Origin of the sequence: Paraburkholderia sp. SOS3 (assembly GCF_001922345.1) — a bacterium.
Lineage (GTDB): Bacteria > Pseudomonadota > Gammaproteobacteria > Burkholderiales > Burkholderiaceae > Paraburkholderia.
Genome location: NZ_CP018811.1, coordinates 2033188 through 2054080, shown reverse-complemented (window position 1 = coordinate 2054080; position 20893 = coordinate 2033188). Strand labels below are relative to the sequence as shown.

Annotated in this window: 17 protein-coding genes; 5 read left to right on the top strand and 12 right to left on the bottom strand. The window is 63.4% G+C overall.

What is annotated here, in order from left to right; all coding sequences use genetic code 11:
• Window positions 1-52 precede the first annotated feature (52 nt).
• Window positions 53-1471 carry a hypothetical protein gene (locus BTO02_RS09370; protein WP_232243490.1) on the top strand — a complete coding sequence of 473 codons (1419 nt, stop codon included), beginning with the start codon at window positions 53-55 and terminating at the stop codon, window positions 1469-1471.
• Here BTO02_RS09370 and BTO02_RS09365 read toward each other — a convergent pair.
• Window positions 1451-1993, bottom strand: coding sequence for an FKBP-type peptidyl-prolyl cis-trans isomerase (locus BTO02_RS09365; RefSeq protein ID WP_075156807.1), 543 nt, complete (start codon window positions 1991-1993; stop codon window positions 1451-1453). The two genes, BTO02_RS09370 and BTO02_RS09365, sit on opposite strands and share 21 nt — an antisense overlap.
• A 33-nt stretch (window positions 1994-2026) precedes the next feature.
• Between BTO02_RS09365 and BTO02_RS09360 the strand changes: the two genes are divergently transcribed.
• Together BTO02_RS09360 and BTO02_RS35055 are read left to right on the top strand one after the other, a co-directional pair.
• On the top strand, window positions 2027-3319 hold the full coding sequence (locus BTO02_RS09360; protein ID WP_075156806.1) for a cupin domain-containing protein: 1293 nt from the start codon (window positions 2027-2029) through the stop codon (window positions 3317-3319).
• Window positions 3320-3550: 231 nt separating this feature from the next.
• On the top strand, window positions 3551-3841 hold the full coding sequence (locus BTO02_RS35055) for a hypothetical protein (RefSeq protein ID WP_075156805.1): 291 nt from the start codon (window positions 3551-3553) through the stop codon (window positions 3839-3841).
• 271 nt (window positions 3842-4112) lie between these two features.
• On the opposite strand, the gene BTO02_RS09345 is transcribed toward BTO02_RS35055, so the two are convergent.
• Complete coding sequence (locus BTO02_RS09345; protein ID WP_083615229.1) at window positions 4113-6380, bottom strand: ATP-dependent DNA helicase; 2268 nt, start codon at window positions 6378-6380, stop codon at window positions 4113-4115.
• A gap of 277 nt (window positions 6381-6657) precedes the next feature.
• Window positions 6658-6870 carry a DUF465 domain-containing protein gene (locus BTO02_RS09340; RefSeq protein WP_075156804.1) on the bottom strand — a complete coding sequence of 71 codons (213 nt, stop codon included), beginning with the start codon at window positions 6868-6870 and terminating at the stop codon, window positions 6658-6660.
• A 168-nt stretch (window positions 6871-7038) separates the two neighbouring features.
• Between BTO02_RS09340 and BTO02_RS35630 the strand changes: the two genes are divergently transcribed.
• Together BTO02_RS35630 and BTO02_RS09330 are read left to right on the top strand one after the other, a co-directional pair.
• Window positions 7039-7872 (top strand): hypothetical protein, encoded by an 834-nt coding sequence (locus BTO02_RS35630; RefSeq protein WP_156883787.1) that lies wholly within the window; start codon window positions 7039-7041, stop codon window positions 7870-7872.
• 473 nt (window positions 7873-8345) lie between these two features.
• Window positions 8346-10709: a Tex family protein gene (locus BTO02_RS09330; protein WP_075156803.1), complete on the top strand. Its 2364-nt coding sequence runs from the start codon at window positions 8346-8348 to the stop codon at window positions 10707-10709.
• A 128-nt stretch (window positions 10710-10837) separates the two neighbouring features.
• Here BTO02_RS09330 and BTO02_RS09325 read toward each other — a convergent pair whose 3' ends face one another.
• The 9 genes from BTO02_RS09325 to hfq form a co-directional block, all read right to left on the bottom strand.
• Window positions 10838-12724 carry a potassium transporter Kup gene (locus BTO02_RS09325; RefSeq protein ID WP_075158729.1) on the bottom strand — a complete coding sequence of 629 codons (1887 nt, stop codon included), beginning with the start codon at window positions 12722-12724 and terminating at the stop codon, window positions 10838-10840.
• 354 nt (window positions 12725-13078) lie between these two features.
• The gene (locus BTO02_RS09320; protein WP_075156802.1) at window positions 13079-13654 is read right to left on the bottom strand and encodes a phosphoribosyltransferase; all 576 of its coding nucleotides are present in this window, start codon (window positions 13652-13654) and stop codon (window positions 13079-13081) included.
• A gap of 3 nt (window positions 13655-13657) precedes the next feature.
• Window positions 13658-15004 carry an adenylosuccinate synthase gene (locus tag BTO02_RS09315; RefSeq protein ID WP_075156801.1) on the bottom strand — a complete coding sequence of 449 codons (1347 nt, stop codon included), beginning with the start codon at window positions 15002-15004 and terminating at the stop codon, window positions 13658-13660.
• Between the two features lie 114 nt (window positions 15005-15118).
• Window positions 15119-16267 (bottom strand): ATP phosphoribosyltransferase regulatory subunit, encoded by a 1149-nt coding sequence (locus BTO02_RS09310; RefSeq protein WP_075156800.1) that lies wholly within the window; start codon window positions 16265-16267, stop codon window positions 15119-15121.
• Window positions 16268-16366: 99 nt separating this feature from the next.
• Window positions 16367-16558, bottom strand: a complete 192-nt coding sequence (locus BTO02_RS09305; protein WP_075156799.1) for a DUF2065 domain-containing protein — start codon at window positions 16556-16558, stop codon at window positions 16367-16369.
• A 41-nt stretch (window positions 16559-16599) separates the two neighbouring features.
• Window positions 16600-17511 carry a protease modulator HflC gene (gene hflC, locus BTO02_RS09300; RefSeq protein WP_075156798.1) on the bottom strand — a complete coding sequence of 304 codons (912 nt, stop codon included), beginning with the start codon at window positions 17509-17511 and terminating at the stop codon, window positions 16600-16602.
• An 11-nt stretch (window positions 17512-17522) separates the two neighbouring features.
• Window positions 17523-19007: an FtsH protease activity modulator HflK gene (gene hflK / locus BTO02_RS09295; RefSeq protein WP_075156797.1), complete on the bottom strand. Its 1485-nt coding sequence runs from the start codon at window positions 19005-19007 to the stop codon at window positions 17523-17525.
• A 154-nt stretch (window positions 19008-19161) separates the two neighbouring features.
• The gene (hflX, locus tag BTO02_RS09290) at window positions 19162-20496 is read right to left on the bottom strand and encodes a GTPase HflX (protein ID WP_442953444.1); all 1335 of its coding nucleotides are present in this window, start codon (window positions 20494-20496) and stop codon (window positions 19162-19164) included.
• An 85-nt stretch (window positions 20497-20581) separates the two neighbouring features.
• A complete protein-coding gene (gene hfq, locus BTO02_RS09285; RefSeq protein WP_007580427.1) occupies window positions 20582-20818 on the bottom strand; it encodes an RNA chaperone Hfq in 237 nt (78 codons plus the stop codon).
• Between the last annotated feature and the right edge of the window lie 75 nt (window positions 20819-20893).

Below are 20893 nucleotides of genomic sequence, written 5' to 3'. Positions count from 1 at the left end.
GCGGGCCGCGCAGTCGATGCGGTCCGCGCATGCTGCATCGACCTCGCGGTCGATGCACTCCGCGCTCGCGCCACGAGCGGCATGGCTCGCGCGATCCATACATGCCGCGCGCGTCACGCTGAGCGCAGCCACGCTCGTCTGCGCAGGCTGGCTGCCCGTGAACGCCTGCGCCGCCGATGCGACCCACGGCGGCGACACGCGCTACGCGTTCGCGGTCATTGGCAGCACGCTGCAAAGCAATGCCGACGAAGCGCCAACGCAAAGGCTGATCGACGCGATCGGCCGCGATCCGCAAATCGCTTTCATCGTCTACGACGGCAACCTGAGGAGCGGCAGCGAACCGTGCCGCGACTCGCTGTTCGAAGCGCGCGAGGCCTTGCTGCAGGCATCGAAACCGGCGCTCGTCTTTATTCCCGGACAGCACGACTGGGCAGACTGCGGCACGGCGACGGCCGGCGGTTTCGATCCAGTCGAACGTCTCGACCAGTTGCGTCAGACGCTTTTTATCGACGAATCGTCGATGGGCCAGAACCCGCTGCCGCTCACGCGCGAGAGCGAGGTGTCGCGCTTTCGCACGTATCGCGAAAACGTGCGCTGGCAACTCGGCGACACGGTATTCGTCGGACTCAACGTGCCGAGCCCCAACAACCACTATCTGACCGCGGGCGGCCGTAACGGCGAGTTCGAGGACCGCGTGATCGCGAACGCGTTCTGGCTCGATCATGCAGCCGAATTCGCGAAACGGCGCGATGCAAAGGCAGTGGTCGTGTTCGTGCAGGGAGATTTCGATCCGGAGCGCTATGAGCGGCGCGAGCGTTTCGCCTGGCTGCGTTTCGAACACAAGCCGCGCGACGGCTATATGGAATTCAAGCGCAGCCTCGTGAAGCTTGCCGAATCGTTTCACGGACCCGTGCTCGTGATTCATCAGGACGACGAGAAATTGCACGGCGGTTTTACGATCGACCAGCCGTTGCGCAACGACAAGGGCGCGCTCGTCACGAACCTCACGCGCGTGGCCATCGCGCCGCACAACCGGCTCATGCAGTGGATTCAGGTCGAGGCCAATTTTGCACGGCGCGTGCCGTTTCGCGTCAGCGTGCGCGACGTGCCGAAAGACATGCCGCTGTTGCCCACGCCGTCGCTGCCGGCGCGCGACGACTACAATCCGCTACCCGAGCCGATGCCCGCGGTACCCGAGTTTTCGCCGGCTTCGGAATTGCCACCGATTCTGCCGGAGCCGCAGCCTCAACCTCAGCCTCAAATGCAGTTGCAGCCTCGGATACAACCGCAGTTGCAAACCCCGCCAGGCGCGTTTCCACAGACATCTGGAATGATCGGGGCGCCGCAAGGCGCCGCCCAAAGCAAAGGGGACGAAGCGGCCGATGGTATCGGGCGTGCGCCCGGATCGTCCCCTTCGTCCCCTTCGCCGGGAACGACTGCGCCGGCAGGTTCAGTGCAGAGTCGGCCCTGACTTCGGTTCGAGATCGTCGTCGTCCTCGTCGTCGAAGACCTCGAGGCCATCGGCGCCATGCGCGTGTTCGTGCTGGATCTCGTCTTCGGTTGCTTCGCGCACTTCCTTGACCGTCAACGCGAAACGCAGCGCCATGCCCGCGAGCGGATGATTGCCGTCGAGCACGACTTTGTCTTCGGCCACATCGGTAACCGTGTAGATCATCGTATCGAGATCTTCATCGCCTTCTTCGGGTGTGCCTTCGAATTGCATGCCGACTTCGAGCGGCTCGGGGAAGCGATCGCGCGGTTCGATCTTCACGAGTTCAGGATCGTATTCACCGAATGCGTCCTGCGGTTCGAGCTGGATCTGCGTCTGAAAGCCGGGCTCCTGCCCGTCCAACTCTTCCTCGATCTTGGGGAACGTGCCATCATAGCCGCCGTGCAGATAGACCATCGGCTCGTCGCTCTCCTCGATCAGATTGCCTTGCGCATCCGATAGCTTGTACGCGACCGATACGACGGTGTTCTTTGCGATCTTCATTCGTCTCTCCAAGATTACCGCTCTCATTATACGATGCCCAAGCGGCCCAATGCCCAACCGGCGAGCCCAGGTTCAGACCGGATTCCTTCGCATCAAACGTTCCATCCGCAGGCTTCCGACAGCTTCGCGGCACCCGCGCCGAACGTGCCGGCAGCGCTATTAGGCAACCTCAGCCCCGCGCAGTTCATGCGCCGCTACTGGCAGAAAAAACCGCTGTTGATCCGCGGCGCGATACCGGCTCCTGCCTTGCCGCTCACGCGCGATGAGCTGTTCGCGCTCGCCGATCGCGACGAGGTCGAAAGCCGACTCATCGTGCATGCGCGCAACAAGTGGACGCTCGAGCACGGTCCGTTTGCGCGCGACGAGTTGCCGTCGTTAAGACGGCGCGCATGGACGCTGCTCGTGCAGGGCGTCGACCTGCACGACGAACGCGCGCGCATGCTGCTCGAGCGCTTTCGCTTCGTTCCCGATGCGCGGCTCGACGACCTGATGATTTCATTCGCGACCGATGGCGGCGGCGTCGGCCCGCACTTCGACTCATACGATGTGTTTTTGCTGCAGGTACATGGCAAGCGCCGGTGGCGCATCGGAGCGCAGCGCGATCTCACGCTCGAGCCCGGCCTGCCGTTGAAAGTTCTACAACACTTTGAACCGGACGCCGAATGGCTGCTGGAACCCGGCGACATGTTGTACCTGCCTCCGCATATCGCACACGACGGTGTCGCAGAAGGCGAATGCATGACCTGTTCGATCGGCTTTCGCGCGCCGACGGCGACCGAACTGACCTCGCAATTCCTGTATCACCTTGCAGAGAAGCTCGTCGAAAGGCCTGCTGAAAGGACCGGCGCAAGACGGGCCGCAAACGTTTTAGATGGGCGCTACCGCGATCCGCAGCAGCCGGCCGTCACGCAGCCCGCGCAACTGCCGGCCGCATTCGTCCAGAAGGTGGGCTCGATCCTTGCTAAAGTCCGATGGAACGACGCAGACGTCGCGTCGTTTCTCGGCACGTATCTGAGCGAGCCTAAACCGAGCGTCGTATTCGATGCGCCACGTCGGCCGCTCGACGAGATGCGTTTCGCGAAGCAAGCGTCTAAAGCCGGTATTCGTCTGGATCGTAAAAGTGTGCTGCTATACGATCAGCGTGCGTATTACCTGAATGGCGAAGAAAACGCGCTTGCGGCGGTTAAAACATGGGTGCCGGAACTCGCCGATAGACGCCGTTTGAGCGGGAAACGCTTTGTAACACTCTCGCGGCATCCGTCGATGACAGCACGACTTCACGAATGGTATTGTGCGGGCTGGATACAGGTAGGCGAACTGGGATAAGATTTCGCCGCTTGATATACCTTTATCATGGGATTTTGTCTGGGAACTACAACGTATTGGCCCCGGATTTGTCGACGGTCGATACGAAAGTGCATATAATTTCCGCCCAAGCCGTACGGGAAAGATTCACGCTCATGAAGTGCGTCTCCACCAGCGGCCCGGGTCGGTGTTAGAGCACATTACCGGTAAATTTGCGCTGTTGCTTACCTTTAACCATAAAAGGACGTGATCATGAAGAAATCCCTCCTCGTAGCATCTCTGCTGGCGGCTATGGCACTTGCTGCATGCAGCAAGAGCAGCGACCAGAGCGCTGCTGCCCCGGCTAGCGATACCTCCGCTGCATCGTCACCGATGGCTGCTTCGGACGCTGGCGCTGCCGCTTCGGATTCGGCTGCTGCCGCTTCGGGCGCTGCTGCTGCTGCGAGCGACGCTGCTGCTTCGGCTTCGATGGCCGCTTCGGACGCAGGCGCTGCCGCTTCGGACGCTTCGGCAGCCGCTCCGGCTTCGGGCGCAAGCCAGTAAGCTGTAGCGAAGGGTCGCCGGAAGGCGACTGTGTGGGCAAGCCGCACAGTTCTGCCGCACAGAAGGCGAATAGTCAGAACGCCACGGATCATCTCCGTGGCGTTTTGCTTTTCAGGGCCGATCAAGGATTAAGCGCGTTTGCGAGCGGCGCTTCAGGCGCTCATCGAATGGCTTGACGCGTCGCGTCACAAACAGTACGCGGCGCATCGACGCGCATCGATGACCGTCGCGCCGCAAGACTCACGCAACGCACACCGATGCACGCGGCATATTAAACGCCAGGCGTTCGATCGGCGAAGAATTCGCGCACGACGTCGATCTCGCGCGTACGCTTGAACGGCGGCAAGCTCTGCCAGATTCGCCGGCCATATGGTTTGTCCACAAGACGCGTATCGCAGATCATCAGCACGCCGCGATCGGTCTCGGCGCGAATCAGACGCCCTGCACCCTGCTTCAGCGTGATCACCGCCTGCGGCAACTGGTGCACGGCAAACGGACTGAGCCCCTTCTTCGTCAACGCATCGAGGCGCGCGGACAACACGGGATCGTCGGGCGGCGCGAACGGCAGCTTGTCGATCACGACGAGCGACAGCGCATCGCCGCGCACATCGACGCCTTCCCAGAAGCTCTGGCTGCCGACCAGAATCGCATTGCCATACGCGCGAAAGCGCTCGAGCAGTTCGGTGCGGCTTGCGTCGCCCTGCACGAGCAAGGGCATCTCCCAGCCGCGCGATTCGATCGTATCGCGCAGCTTCGTCGCGATCCGGTCGACGGCGCGCAGCGTCGTGCATAGCATGAATACGCCGCCGCCCGAAGCTTCGATGGCCGGGAGCGCGGCATCGAATACCGCATCGGTGAAGACCGGCGACGATGGCTGCGGCAAATTGCGCGGCACATACAGCAAGCCTTGTGTTTCGTAATCGAACGGACTCGGCAAGGTCATCGAGCGGCGCGCGTTCAGGCCCATTTGCGCCGCATAGTGCGTAAAGTCGCCGCGCACCGAGAGCGTCGCCGACGTGAACACCCAGGCGCGCGGCACGCCCGCGCGCTGCTTCGCGAAAATCGGCGCCACCGAGAGCGGCGTCTCGTGCAATTGCACCGTATGCGAAAAGACTTCGATCCACCGTACCTTTTCGTTCGACTCCGCGTCGGCGCGTGACGCTTGCGTGGCCTGCGTGACATGAGCAGCGCCTTCGCCGGTGCTGGTCGCGCGCGAGTCGCGGCCCGTCCCGGCATCGCGCGACGAACGTTCGGGCGCTTCGGCGGGCAGCGTGGTCCATCCGGCCAGCAGATCCTGCAATTCCCTCGCGCGCCGCAGGCACGCGCCGATCGATTCCGCGCGCTCCGATTGCCCGGCCAACGCATCGGTCAGCGCATCGAGTTCGACCTGCACCGCTGCGAGCGCAGCAAAGAGCGGATGATCGTCGGCCAGTTGACCCACCGACACACGCAGCGAGTCTTCCTTGAACGTCAGCCGCACATCGCGCGCGGCGCGTTCGAGCGCGGCGCCGAGCTTGACCCAGTCGAGCGCGTCGCGCGCGTTCGAGAGGCCCTCCGCAACCGAATCGCGCGCGAGTTCGAGCAACTGCGCAGTGGACAAGGTCTCGCCGAAAAAAAGCGTTGCCGTTTCGGGCAGTTGATGCGCTTCGTCGAAAACGATCGTATTCGCGGTCGGCAACAGTTCCGCCATGCCGGTATCGCGCAGCATGATGTCGGCGAAAAACAGATGATGATTGACGACGACGAGGTCGGCCTGCTGCGCTTCGCGGCGTGCCTGCATCACGAAGCATTCCTTGTAATGCGGACACTCCTGGCCGAGGCAATTATCGCGGGTCGACGTCACCATCGACCACACCGCAGCCGTTTCCGGCACGCTCGCGAGCTCGGCTTTGTCGCCGGTGCGCGTGATCTTCGCGAAACGCACGATCTCCTGCAAATACGACGTCTCCTGACGCGAAGGCAAGCGGCCATTGTCGGCCGTGCGCTGCAGATAGTAGTGGCACAGATAGTTCGCGCGGCCCTTCAGCATCGCAACGGAGACAGGCACCGCGAGCGCGTCGCGCACGGTCGGGATATCGCGCTGAAACAGCTGGTCCTGCAGATGCTTGGTGCCGGTGGAAACGATGACCTTGCCGCCCCACAGCATCGCCGGCACGAGATACGCATAGGTCTTGCCGGTGCCGGTGCCCGCTTCGACGATCAGCGTGTTTTCGCCGGTGTCTTCGTTTTTCGCGTCGGCGTCGGCGCTCGCCAGGCCGCCGTCCTTCGCACCACGCTGCTGAGCAGACAGAACCGGCGAGGCTGACGAAGCTGATGAGGCGGACGACTGCAAGCGCCGTGCAGGACGCTGCTGCACGTCGAACATTGCGGGCTCGGGCATGGCGCGGCCCGACGCTTCGAGCGCCGCCGCCACGGCGCGCGCCATTTCGATTTGCGATGCACGCGACCGATAGCCGTCGATCTGTCTGGCGAGCAGACCGTCGGCGGCGAAGATGTCGCCGAGTTCGGCGGCGCGCCGCGCGGAAAGCGACGACGCCAGTGCGGTTCCCGCGGCATTGCGCTCGGCGCGCGCGACGTCTTTGGCGCCCGTGTCAGGCGCTGCGTTGGCGGACGGCTTATCGGGAGCATGAGCGGATGGATCAGCGGCTGCATGAGCGAGCGCATGTCCGGGAGCATCAGCAGTCCCATGAGCGGCCCCATCCGGCGTATTGCGGGATGAAGAATCGAGTGGTGCGTTCAAGGCAAGCGGTTCCTGCAAAGTCGGGTGTCAGCGTCGCGAATGCGTGGTCGACCGAGGCGCCTGCCAGGTTCCACACTCAACCGTGCGCGTCCGGTTCGAGCTGCAATTGCAGCAGGATGATGGTGTCCTTCAGCTTGAGCTTGCGTTTTTTAAGGCGCTGCAGCGCGAGGTCGTCGACGCCGGGCTCTTCCGACATCCTGTCGATCAGCCGATCAAGCCCACTATGCTCCGATTCCAGTTGCAGAATGCGGTCGCGAAGTGTTTCTGCGTTGACGTGATGAGCGCGCATGCTCGCCTCCTCTCCAGAATGGGCGAAGCGCGCGCGGCATCGTGAACGCGGGCGGCGTGTTCCGGCGATAGAGGTGCCGGCGCATCTGCCGAAGTCCACTGTCACACGCGTCCCGCTCGAGGTTGCTGTCCGGCCTGAAACGCGTTACTGCTGTCGCTGCTACGGTTATTGCTTTCGCTGTTGCTGTTGTTGCTGCTGTTGTTGCTCGAGCTGCTGTTGCTGCTTGAGTTCATCCTGTTGCTTCTGCTGCGCTTTCTCCGCCGCCTGCTTCTGGCGGGCTTCAACATCTTTCTTGTGCTGCGCGGCGTCGACCTGCTTCTGCTCGAAGCGCTGCTGTTTCTCGACACGTTCCTGCGCCTTCTGCGCGGCCTGCCGATGCGCCTCGTCGAGCTGACGCTGGAAATCCGCCTGCTTCTGATCGTACGCTTTCTGATTGGCCGCCGCCTCGCTCGGGCTGATGCCGCGCTGCGCCTGATCGATCGCATACTGGCGCTGTTTCTGCTCGTACGCCTGCTCGTTGGCCGCACGCTGCGGCGCTTCGGACTGGCGCTGCGCCTCGTCGAGCGCGTGCTGGCGCTGCTTGTCTGCGAACGCCTGCTGGTTGCGTGCGTCCTGCGCGGCACGTTGCGGCGCGTTCGCCTCGTCCTGCGCCTGTCTGAGCGCCTGCTGCTGGTCGCGCTGGCGCGCGTGCTCGGCACGCTTTTCGTCGTCGAGCGCAAGCTGCTGGCTGCGAATGTCGGCCTGGATCGCGCGCATCTTGTCGCGCGCCTTGTTCACGCAATGATTGACGAAGAACGTGTCGTAGCAGTCGTGCCGCTCGACCGCGTACTGGTAGTTGTTCTCCGCGCTGCGATCGTCGAGCTCCTTCTGGCGCGCGGCAAACGCCTGGTCCGCGGAAGATCCCTCGCCCGAAGCAGCCGGAGCCATGGCATCGGCGGCATCCGTGGAATCTGTTGCGCCGGCGCCCTGCACGGCGTCGCCGCTGCCGGACGTCGTACCTGACACCGCGGCGCCCGCCCCCGCGAGCGGCCGCTCCTGTGCGTGGCCCGGCAGCGGCATGACAAGCGCCGCGCACAGCGAGCAGGCCGCGATCGCACGCGCGCCGGAACCGCGCTTGGCGGCGGGCGTCGCAAGCGCGGGCGAGGCACGAAACCACGAAGCGAAAACCCGCGCGAACGACGGTGACGGGATGGTCGGCACACGCGCAAAGCGTGGAAAACGGAAGGTGAGCAACGTCGTAGATGGGCAACGGAACATGCCCGAAATTCTAACATCCTGTGCTTGAGCGGCCCGGCATTTATGGCAAAATGCCCCGCTGCTCCATTCGTTGCATTATCCCGTTTTGACCCGTTTCGCCCTGCTCTACCGGCAGTCTCAGCAACCCCGGCCGCCGCGCGCCGATGGAATGCGACACAAAATTCCACGGCACGCCGCGAGGCGGCCCCTGATCGATCCGGCACGAACATCAAGCTCTTATGACGGAAACCGTAGCACTCAAGATCGTCCAGCGCATTGCCACCGAACTGTCTGTCCAGCCTCGCCAGGTGGCAGCGGCAGTGCAACTCCTCGATGAAGGTTCCACCGTTCCGTTCATCGCCCGATACCGCAAGGAAGTGACCGGCAACCTCGACGACACGCAACTGCGCAATCTCGAAGAACGCCTGCTCTATCTGCGCGAACTCGAGGACCGGCGCGCGGCCATCATCGCGAGCATCGACGAACAGGGCAAGCTCACCGCCGAGTTGCGCGCGTCGATCGAAGCCGCCGACAGCAAACAGGTGCTCGAAGATCTTTATCTGCCTTACAAGCCGAAACGCCGCACGCGCGCGCAGATCGCCCGCGAGGCAGGTCTCGAGCCGCTTGCGCAGGCGCTGCTTGCCAATCCGCTGCTCGATCCGCAAAGCGAGGCCGCGCAGTACGTGAACGCCGACAAGGGCGTGGCCGACGTGAAAGCGGCGCTCGACGGCGCACGCGATATCCTGTCCGAACAGTTTGGCGAAACGGCCGAGCTGCTCGGCAGGTTGCGCGATTACCTGTTCAACCAGGGCGTCGTCTCGTCGTCGGTGATCGAGGGCAAGGAAGGCGAAGAAGGCGAGAAATTCCGCGACTACTACGACTACGCCGAAACGATCAAAACCGTGCCGTCGCATCGCGCGCTGGCGCTCTTGCGCGGCCGCAACGCGGGCGTGCTGCTCGTCAAGCTCGGTCTTGGCGAAGAGCTCGACGCGCAGGTGCCGCATCCCGGCGAAGCGATGATCGCGCGCCACTTCGGCATCGCGAATCAGGCGCGTCCTGCCGACAAATGGCTCGCCGACGTCTGCCGCTGGTGCTGGCGCGTCAAGGTGCAGCCCCATATCGAAAACGAGTTGCTCACGAACCTGCGCGAAGCAGCCGAGCACGAAGCGATCCGCGTGTTCGCGCGCAACCTGAAGGACCTGCTGCTCGCGGCGCCGGCCGGCCCGAAGGCAGTGATCGGCCTCGATCCGGGCCTGCGGACCGGTGTGAAAGTTGCAGTCGTCGATCGCACGGGCAAACTGCTCGCGACCGATACGATTTATCCGCATGAGCCGCGCCGCGACTGGGACGGCTCGCTTGCAAAACTCGCGCGCATTGCCGCACAAACCCAGGCGGAGCTGATCAGCATCGGCAACGGCACCGCGTCGCGCGAAACAGACAAGCTCGCGAGCGAACTGATCGCGCGCCATCCGGAACTCAAGCTGCAGAAAATCGTCGTGTCCGAAGCAGGCGCATCGGTTTATTCGGCATCCGAACTGGCGGCCAAAGAGTTTCCGGAACTCGATGTGTCGCTGCGTGGCGCGGTATCGATTGCCCGTCGTCTGCAGGACCCGCTCGCCGAACTCGTCAAGATCGAGCCGAAGGCGATCGGCGTCGGCCAGTATCAGCACGATGTGAACCAGCGCGAACTCGCGCGTTCGCTTGACGCGGTTGTCGAAGATTGCGTGAATGCGGTCGGCGTCGATGCGAACACCGCGTCGGTCGCGCTGCTCGCGCGCGTGTCGGGCCTCAACGCGACGCTCGCACGCAATATCGTCGACTATCGCGATGCGAACGGGCCGTTCCCGTCGCGCGAGCATCTGCGCAAGGTGCCGCGCCTCGGCGACAAGACCTTCGAGCAGGCCGCGGGCTTTCTGCGCATCAACGGGGGCGAAAACCCGCTCGACCGCTCGTCGGTGCACCCGGAGGCTTATCCGCTCGTCGAGCGGATGCTCGCGAAAATCAGCAAGCACGTCGGCGACGTGCTCGGCAATCGCGAAGCGCTATCGCGTCTCGTGCCGACCGAATTCGTCGACGAGCGCTTCGGCCTGCCGACCGTGCGCGATATTCTTTCGGAACTCGAAAAGCCCGGCCGCGATCCGCGCCCCGAATTCAAGACCGCGACGTTCCGCGAAGGCGTCGAGAAGATTTCGGATCTGTCGCCGGGCATGGTGCTCGAAGGCGTCGTCACGAACGTCGCGGCGTTCGGCGCGTTTATCGACGTCGGCGTGCATCAGGACGGTCTCGTGCACGTATCGGCGATGTCGACGAAGTTCATCAAGGACCCGCACGAGGTCGTGAAAGCCGGCCAGATCGTCAAGGTCAAGGTGCTCGAGGTCGATGTGAAGCGGCAGCGCATTTCGCTGACGATGCGCCTCGACGACGATTTCGCGGCAGCAGGCAGCGGCAACGGCGGCGCGCACGGCGATCGTGGCGGCGCGGGCCGCTCCGGTAGTGCTGGCTCGGGTGGCTCGGGTGGAAATGGGCGCGGGCCGCACCGTTCGCGCGATCCGGAACCGGTCAACGCAATGGCCGCCGCATTCGCGAAGCTCAAGCAACGCTAGCGTCCGGGGCCGGCAGCAGTCGACAAAAAAAGCCCATGCAGAAGAAGTTCTGCATGGGCTTTTGTTTTGATCCACCGTGCGATCCGGCCGCAGCGCATGCACAACACGCGCGCCGTGCCGTGCCATCGTCAGATCTCGATCTTCGTCCCGAGTTCGACGACGCGATTTGCCGGAATACTAAAGAAGTCCGTCGGCTTCGCGGCATTCTGATGCATCCACGCAAACACTCGCTCGCGCCACACGGACATGCCCGGCAACTGAGTCGGCACCACCGTCTCACGCGCAAGAAAGAATGATGTGTCCATCAGTTCGAACGTCATGTCGTTCGTACGCCCCACGGCCTCGAGCACGGCCTTCACATCAGGTGTTTCGTTAAAACCATACACGGCTTTCACGAGAAAGAGCCCATCGCCGACATCCTTGACCGTCAACCGGTCGGATTCTTCGACGTACGGAATATCGCGTGTAACGAATGTCAGAAAAATCGTGCGCTCGTGCAGCACCTTGTTGTGCTTGAGGTTATGCAGCAGGCTCACCGGCACGAGCGTCGAATTGCCCGTGAGATAGATCGCGGTGCCCGACACGCGATGCGGCGGATGCGCGAGCAGCCCCTGCACGAACGGCATGAGTGGAATACCGTCGGCCGCCGTGCGTTCCTTGACGATCATCCTGCCTTTGAACCACGTCATGAGCAGGAAGAACAGCAGCGCGCCGATACCAAGCGGCAGCCAGCCGCCATCGGCCACCTTCAGCAGGTTCGCGCCGAAGAAACCGAGGTCGACGATCAGCAGCCCGCTGATGATCAGCGCGACGATCAGCTTGTTCCAGTTCCACACCTTCACCATCACGACGCACGCGAGAATGGTGGTGATCACCATTGTCGCGGTCACGGCGATGCCGTACGCGGCCGCGAGGTTATCGGAGCTCTTGAAGCCGATCACGATGCACAGGATGATGAAGAGCAGCATCCAGTTGACGACCGGCACGTAGATCTGCCCGATCGCCAGTTCCGATGTGTGCAAGATCTTCATGCGCGGTACATAGCCGAGCTGGATCGCCTGGCTCGTCAGCGAATAGGCGCCCGAGATCACCGCTTGCGAAGCAATCACGGTCGCGACCGTCGAGAGCACCACGAGCGGCAGCAACGCCCACTCGGGCGCCAGCAGATAGAACGGGTTTTCGATCGCCTTCGGATTGTGCATCAACAGTGCGCCCTGCCCGAAGTAGTTGAGCACGAGCGACGGCATCACGAGCGCATACCAGGCCACGCGGATCGGCTTCGCGCCGAAGTGGCCCATATCCGCATAAAGCGCTTCGGCGCCGGTCAGGACCAGCACGACCGAACCGAGCACCACGTACGCTTGCAGCAAATGCTCGGACATGAACGTCACTGCGTAGTAAGGATTGAGCGCCGCGATCACTTCGGGCGACTGCACGATGTGCGACAGCCCGAGCACCGCGAGCGTGACGAACCACAGCACCATGATCGGCCCGAAGAGCCGCCCTACCGCCGCCGTGCCGTGCCGCTGGATCCAGAACAGCAGGAGCAGGATGATCATCGTCAGCGGCAACACGAGATGCGCGAGCGTTGGCGCGGCGATCTCGAGACCTTCGACTGCAGACATCACCGAAATGGCCGGCGTGATGACGGCGTCGCCGTAGAACATGCATGCGCCAAAGATGCCGAGCATCGTAATGAGCCCTGCCGCCTTGGTGCGCGTATCGAATGAGCGCAGCGCCAGTGCCATCAACGCGAGCACGCCGCCCTCGCCGTTGTTCGACGCGCGCATCACGAACAGCACATACTTGATACTGACGACCACGACGATTGCCCAGAACAGCAGCGAAATCACGCCGAGTATCGAATCCTGAGTAAGGGGAATGCCATGCGAAGGGCTGAACGCTTCTTTCAGCGCATACAGCGGGCTCGTGCCGATGTCTCCGAACACGACCCCGATCGCAGCGATCGCGAGCGCGGGCATGGGTTGCCTCGGCGCGTGATGGTTGTCTGTCATAAGCGCGAAAAGAAGCCGTTCCACGGCGGCAAAAATGAGCGGTATTCTAAACCGGGCTCAAAAGGCGGCCGTTCGGCATGTTGTGCAAACGCTACGTGGGTCTGGAACGTCCGAAGTTTAGCATCGCACTTTGGCGAAGTCTGCCGCGAGCATCGTCTTTTAAATGTTCCTGTTATGCATTCGTGCATCAATGCCGCGCCGCGCGGTGCTTGCGCCCGGTCGCATCGTCAGCGTGCGTGATTCGCGGATACAAAAACGGAGCCCGTGCCGGGCTCCGCTGCTCTCACTGCGCACGCGGCGATACGTTCCTGAACGACCGTGTTCGTATCGTCGCGTCAGGCGGGCGAGGATTTGTCATGCTTCATGCGGCGTGCCGCGCTTGATCCATGCGCCGAGATTGTGCGGGCGCACCGTGTCCCACTCTTCGAACGGCTGGTGAATCCATGGATTCGTCGGCAGATGCTGCACGTGATAGTCGGGCTTGACCTTCGAGCACGCCTTATACCACAGCACCGCGGAGCGCACCGCCGTGACCGCCGGATAGCGGTCTTTGAGATGCTGCTGCACACGCGCAAGCGTGACGCCGGAATCAACGAGGTCGTCGACGAGCAGCACGTTGCCCGACAGCTCGCCACGCGTCATGGTGATGTACTGGGCAATATCGAGCTCGCCTTGCTGCGTGCCGGCTGCTTCGCGATACGAACTTGTCGCGAGAATCGCGAGCGGCAGATCGTAGATGCGTGACAGCTGGTCGCCCACACGCAGGCCGCCGCGCGCGAGGCACAGGATCTTGTCGAACTTCCAGCCCGATTCGTGAACCGTGAGCGCAAGCAGTTCGATGAGCCGGTGGTACTCGTCCCAGCCGACCCAAAGGTTCTTGTCATCGTTGCGCGGATCCTTCATCGCGATCATCGGTACACCTTCGACCATCGATTACACCTTGAACGGGTGACGCAGCAGGATCGTTTCGTCGCGGTCAGGGCCCGTCGACACCATGTCGATCGGCACGCCCGCGACTTCCTGCACGCGTGAGAGGTATGCGCGCGCATTGGCCGGCAGCCTGTCCCATTCCCGGATGCCGATCGTGCTCTCCTTCCAGCCCGCGAAGGTCTCGTACACGGGCTCGCAGCGCGCGACTTCGGACGCGCCGCGCGGCAGGATGTCCGAATCCTTGCCGTCGATCTTGTAGCCGATACAGAGGTTCACTTCGTCGAGACCGTCGAGCACGTCGAGCTTCGTGATGCACAGCCCCGACACGCCGTTGATCTGGATCGAGCGGCGCAGCGCGGCCGCATCGAGCCAGCCGGTGCGGCGCGGACGGCCGGTGACCGAGCCGAACTCCTTGCCGACGGTGGCGAGCGTCAGGCCGATCGGCGCCTGGCGCGCGGTGTTGTCCGCATCGTACAGCTCGCTCGGAAACGGGCCCGAGCCGACGCGCGTGCAATACGCCTTCGTGATGCCGAGGATGTAGTCGAGCTTCTGCGGACCGACGCCCGCGCCTGCCGATGCCGCACCCGCGACGCAGTTGCTCGACGTGACGAACGGATAGGTGCCGTGATCGATATCGAGCAGCGTGCCTTGCGCGCCTTCGAACAGCAGGTTGTGGCCGCCGTGGTTTTCGTCGTAGAGACGGCGCGAAACGTCCGTGACCATCGGCTTCAGACGATCGGCGAAGCCGAGCATCGAATCGAGGGTTTGCTGATAGTCGACCGCTGCCGCGCCGAGATACTGCGTGAGCACGAAGTTGTGGAAGTCGAGATTGACGCGCAGACGTTCGGCGAAGGCTTGCGGCTCGAACAGGTCCTGCACGCGCAACCCGCGGCGCGCGACCTTGTCTTCGTACGCGGGACCGATGCCGCGGCCCGTCGTGCCGATTTTGCCCGCACCGCTTTTTGCTTCGCGCGCCTGATCGATAGCAACGTGATACGGGAGAATCAGCGTGGCGGCTTCGGAGATGAAAAGACGCTTTTGCACGTCGATACCAGCGGCTTCGAGCTCTTCGATTTCCTTGAAGAGTGCCTCCGGCGACAACACGACGCCATTGCCGATGTAGCACGCGACTTCGGGCCGCATGATGCCCGACGGAATCAGGCGCAAGATGGTTTTCTTGCCGCCGATGATGAGCGTATGGCCGGCATTGTGACCGCCCTGAAAACGGACGACGCCTTGTGCGTGATCCGTCAACCAGTCGACGATCTTGCCCTTGCCCTCGTCGCCCCACTGGGTCCCAACCACCACGACATTGCGCCCGGGGTTCACATTCACTGCGCTGGCAGACATGTTGTTTCTTGAGCTGGTTAAAAACGTATTTTACCTGGGTTCGCAGGGGTTAGCGACCTGGTTCTGGTTTTTTGTCACAAAATTTCCCTTTGCACTCAAGGGCATGGGCGCACTTCACCGCGCTCGCACGACCCACGCGCCGCCCTCTTCGACGAGCACGCGGTCGAACGCGAATTCGTCGACGCCATGGTCGTGGCCCGGCAGCGCCTGGATCACGACCTCGCCCGCGTCGCGCAGCGCGGCAACGCTCGCGCGCAGCGCATCGTCGTGCTGCCACGGCGCGAGAATCGCGCTGCTGCGCGCTTCGACCGGCGAAATGCGCGCCACTTCGCGCAGGTCCAGCGAAAAGCCCGTGGCGGCACGCGCACGACCGTACGCCTGACCGACGTGGTCGTAGCGGCCGCCGCGCGCAACCGCGTTCGGCACGCCGTCGACATAGGCGGAGAACATCACGCCGCTGTGGTACGCGTAGCCGCGCAGATCAGCGAGATCGATCATCACTTCGGCGCCGTCGACCTGAGCCGCGAGGAAGGTCAGATCTTCGAGCGCACGCGCGATATCGGGCGCATTCGGCAGGCGCGCGCGCGCTTCGTCGATCACGTCCGCTTGACCATAGAGCGTCGGCAACGCGCGCAGCGCGTCGCGCACCACAGGCGTGAGGTTTGCGGTGAGTTCGACGAGGCGCGGCACGTCCTTGCCCGCGAGCGCGCCGTACAGCGCTTCGCCGAGCGCCGCAGCGGCCGGTTCCATGTCGATCAGCGCGGCCAGCACGCCCGCATGGCAGAGGTCGAGCCGCACCTTCGCGAGCCCCGCGAGACGCAGTGCATCGAGCATCAGTTGCTGGATTTCGAGGTCCGCCTCGAGGCCCGCATGACCGTAGATTTCGGCGCCGATCTGGATCTGTTCGCGCGTCGCGTGCAGGCCGCGCGGCCGCGTATGGAGCACGACGCCCGCGTAGCAGAGGCGCGTCACGCCCTGACGGTTCAGCAGATGCGCGTCGATGCGCGCGACCTGCGGCGTGATGTCGGCGCGCAAGCCCAGCGTGCGGCCCGACAACTGATCGACGAGCTTGAAGGTACGCAGATTCAGATCGCTGCCGCCGCTCGTCAGCAACGACTCGATATATTCGAGCATCGGCGGCATGACCATTTCATAGCCGTATGCGCGAAAGCGATCGAGCAGGCGCCGGCGCAACTCTTCGATCTTGCGCGCTTCCGACGGCAATACGTCGGCAATGTTCTCGGGAAGTAACCAGGTCGACATCGATAAATCCTGCGACGTTGTGCAAGGCGCGCTGCGCGCCAAAGAATCGGATCAGGCTCGAGGTGAGATCGAAGCGCGCCGGCCCATGCGCCGCGCGCATCAGGTCGCGATCAGCAGCAGCACGAGGCCGAGCCCCATCACGATCAACCCGCCGATCCGGATATGGTGCGGCGGGCGCTCCGCTATTCTACGAAAGGTATCGCGCCACGCGACTGGAAACACGAAGGGGAACATCCCCTCGATGATCAGCATCAGGGCGATCGCGAGCAATAACGATCCGGCTATGTCCATGCGAATGAGGCTGCCGCGATCCGGTTGCCGCGGCGTTTCCTTTATTGATGATTTTTGCGTGGCGCCGCGGCGTCGTTCGGCGTCGTCTCCCCGCCGTTCGGGCCGCGCATGAAGCGGAAGAAGTCACTGCTCGAATCGACCACGACGACGTCGTTCGGCTTGAAGCTGTTCCGGTACGCTTGCATGCTCTGATAGAACTGATAGAACTGCGGGTCGCGGCCGTACGCGTCGGCGGCGATCGCCGCGGCCTTGCCGTCGCCGTCGCCCTTGATTTCCTGCGCCTGCTTGTAGGCGTCTGCGAGCAGCGCCTGCTGTTGCTGCGCAGCGGCATCCTTGATCTTGTCGGCTTCGGCCGCCCCCTGCGCGCGCTCCTGATTCGCGATCTGTTCGCGCGCCGCGATCATCCGCTTGTAGACGGTATTGGCCATCGAGGCAGGGAAATCGACGCGCGTCAGTTGTACGTCGACCACTTCCACGCCGAGCGACCCGGCCGCTTTCTCCATGCCTGCGCGCGCATCGTCGCCGACCGTCTGCAGCTTCGAGAGCAGGTCCGCGAGCTTGTACTTCGAGAACGCGTCGGTCAGCGCGCCGCGCGAAATCAGCGCGAGGCGGTCCGGCAGGCTCTGCACGTCGCCCTTCGTTTCGGTCACGAGCCTGACGGGGTCGGTCACGCGGAACTTGATGACGGGGTTCACGAGCAGATCGGTCTTGTCCGCCGCCGCGTAGTGATCTTCGTCAGGCGTGTCGAGCGTCTGGATGCGCGTGTCGACCGGCGTGACCGTTTGCAGCGGCGGCGGCAGCTTCACGTGCAGGCCCGGACCGACGAGCGTCGGCTCGCCGTCGCCGCGCGGCGACAACACGGCCATATGCCGCTGATCGACGGTGAACACCATCGACGATCCGACGAACAGCACGATCACGACTGCAATGACGAGCGCAATGATTCGGTTCATGATCGCGCTCCTTATTGCAGATCGTCTTCGCGGCCGCGGCTGCGGAACGCATCGCGCGAGCGCAGTGGGTCGCTGGCGCCGGCGGGCTGGCTTGCCGGTGTCGCGGACGCCGCGCCCGATGCGGCTTGCGGCGTCTGTTGACCTGCTTGCTGGCCGGCTTGTTGACCTGCCTGTTGCCCCTGAAATTGCGGGACCGCTTGCGGGGTCGGCGGGGTGGCGATGATCGTACCCGGCGACGTTTGCGCGCCCGGTGCGCCTGCTGCCTGCGCCGTCGAACCTGCACCGCCTGCCGAGGCCGCATTCGCAGCGGCAGCCGCCGCGGCGCGCTGGGTGTCGGCGACGAGTTTGTCGAGCGGCAAATACAGCACGTTATTGCCGGCCTTGCTGTCGACGAACACCTTCGTCGTGTTCGAGTAGATGTACTGCATCGTGTCGAGATACATCCGTTCGCGAATCACCGCGGGCGCCTTCGAGTACTGTGCATAGACTTCCTTGAAGCGTTCCGCATCGCCTTGCGCCTGAGCGACGACGCGATCGCTGTAGCTCTTCGCTTCGTCGATGAGATTCGCGGCTTGCGCCTCGGCGCGCGGCAGCAGGTCGTTTGCGTAAGCCTGCGCGTCGCGCCTCGCGCGCTCGCGGTCCTGACGCGCCTTCGCTTCGTCTTCGAAGGCCGGTTGTACTTGCTCGGGTACCTGCGCGCTCTGGATCGTCACGCCCGTCACGGCGAGACCGGTTTTGAATTCGTCGAGCGAATGCTGGATCGCATCGGTCAGTTGCTGACGGATGGCTTCGCGGTCCTGATAAAGCACATCGCTCGTGCTGCGCGAACCGACGATCTGGCGAATCGCGGCCTGCGCGGCCTGCGCGACGCTCTGTTCCGGGTCGACGCTGCGAAACAGATAGTCGACCGGCTTGCGAATCTGGAACTGCACGGCAAAGCGCACGTCGACGATATCGGCGTCGTGCGTGAGCATCGATGCGTCCTTCACGTTCGCGAGCCGCACCACATTGCTGCGGCCGACTTCGACCGAATGGATCTGCCCGACGTTGACGATTTCGTTCGACTCGAACGGATACGGCAAGCGCCAGTGCACCCCCTGTTCCACGGTGCCGCGATACTTGCCGAATTGCAGCACGACGCCCGCCTGCCCTTCCTGGACGACGAACACGCCGCTGCCAAGATAGATCGCGATCAGCACGCCGATGACGATGCCCACGCCGATGCGCGCACTGCGGCCGTTGTCGGGACGGCGGTCGCCGCCGCCCTTGCGGCCGAAGAAGCGCGACAGGCGCCGGTTGAAATCGCGCCACATTTCGTCGAGGTCCGGCGGGCCATCACCGCCTTTGCCGTTCTGCGGGCGCTTCGAATCATTCGAACGTTGCCGGTCGCCATTGCCGCCGTTGCCGTTGCCGTCTCCCCGGCCCCAGCGCGGGTCGTTCAGCGACATCATGGCGCGCAGACGCAGCCAGGTACTCCGTGGGTTGTATTGATTCACCTGTGTTCGTTCACCAGAGTAGACAGCGGGTCGATGCAATTCTGAAAAAGGCCAATCTCATTCGGGAAGTCCGTCGCGGCTCAACGCGTCGAGCCCGCTTATGGTTCGCTGCGGGGTCACAGCGCGAGTCCGTCGGCAGTCAACGGACGCGGCATCAATGTCCGTGCTCGGTGACCCCACGGTGCGCGCGATGGTCTTCGTGCTCTTCGTGAAATTCTGCGTGGTCTTCGTGGCGATCGACGTGCAATGCTTCAGGCCGGGGACGCTGGTCGGGCGCCCGTTCGTCCGGCACTCCTTCGTCTTGCATCCGTTGGTGTTGCATCCCTTCGTCTTGCGCCCCTTCATCTTGCGACCCTTCATCTTGCGCCCAGACGTCAGCACCCGAAAGATGTTCAGCAGTGGCGATTTCGGCGATGGCAGCGCGCAATGCGTCGAGCCCCTGCCCGGTGCGCGCGCTCAAAAAGACGCGCGAAATATTACCATACTCATCCCGCTCGACCGCCTCGCCGCGGGCCGCGAGTTCAGGCACCGCATCGATCTTGTTGAACACGAGCACCTGCCGGATCGTGTCCGCACCGATGCCGGCAAGCACCTCGTTCACCTGATCGATCTGATCGAGGCGCACGGCACTCGACGCATCGACCACATGCAGCAACAGATCGGCGTGAATCGTTTCTTCGAGCGTCGCACGGAACGCGGCCACCAGTTGGTGCGGCAACTCACGAATGAAGCCGACCGTGTCCGACACGACCACCTGCCCGATCTCGCCGCCGAGATACACGCGCCGCGAAGTGGTGTCGAGAGTCGCGAACAGCTGGTCGGCCGCGTAGGCCTGCGCTTTCGTCAGCGCGTTGAAAAGGGTCGACTTGCCCGCGTTCGTATAGCCGACGAGCGACACCGACATCGTACGGTTGCGCTCGCGCGCACGGCGTTGCGTGCCGTGCTGGCGCCGCAGACGCTCGAGGCGCGACTTCAGCATCTTGATGCGATCGCCGATCAGGCGACGGTCGGTTTCGAGCTGGGACTCGCCGGGGCCGCGCAGGCCGATACCGCCCTTCTGGCGCTCAAGGTGAGTCCACGCGCGCACGAGGCGCGTGGACAGATATTGCAGTTGCGCGAGCTCGACCTGCAGCTTGCCTTCGTGGCTGCGCGCACGCTGCGCGAAGATGTCGAGAATCAGGCTCGTGCGATCGACGACACGCCTGTTAAGCAAGCGCTCCAGATTGCGCTGCTGCGCCGGCGACAGCGCGTGATTGAAGATGACGAGATCGATGCCGTTCGCCTCGCATGCGACGCGCAATTCTTCCGCCTTGCCGCTGCCGACGAAAAGCGCGGCATCCGGACTTGAACGGCGGCCCGTCAGCGTGACGGCGGGATGGGCGCCCGCGCTTTGTGCGAGCAGGCTAAGTTCTTCGAGGCTGGCGACGAAGTCGATCTTGCCGAAATCGATGCCGACGAGTGCTGCGTGGGTCAAATTGGCGGGTGTCAAAGTGGAAGCGGCCGCACAGGGCGCTGTTGAAGCGGCCGGTGCGCAACGCCGTCAGGCGGCATGCGTCGACCGGCCGCGACGAGGTTTAGGACGATTCGGAATCCGGGTGGAAATTCACCGGACGCGCGGGCACGACCGTCGAGATAGCGTGCTTGTAAACCATCTGGGTAACCGTGTTACGGAGCAACACAACGTACTGGTCGAACGATTCGATGTTCCCTTGAAGCTTGATGCCGTTCACCAGATAGATCGAGACCGGCACGTGCTCTTTACGCAGCGCGTTCAAAAACGGGTCTTGTAACAATTGCCCTTTGTTGCTCATAGCAAACTCCGTGTTTTTTTGCAGGTTGACTTAATTGACGACGAAGAAAAAGAAATCCGCCGTCAATCGCTACAC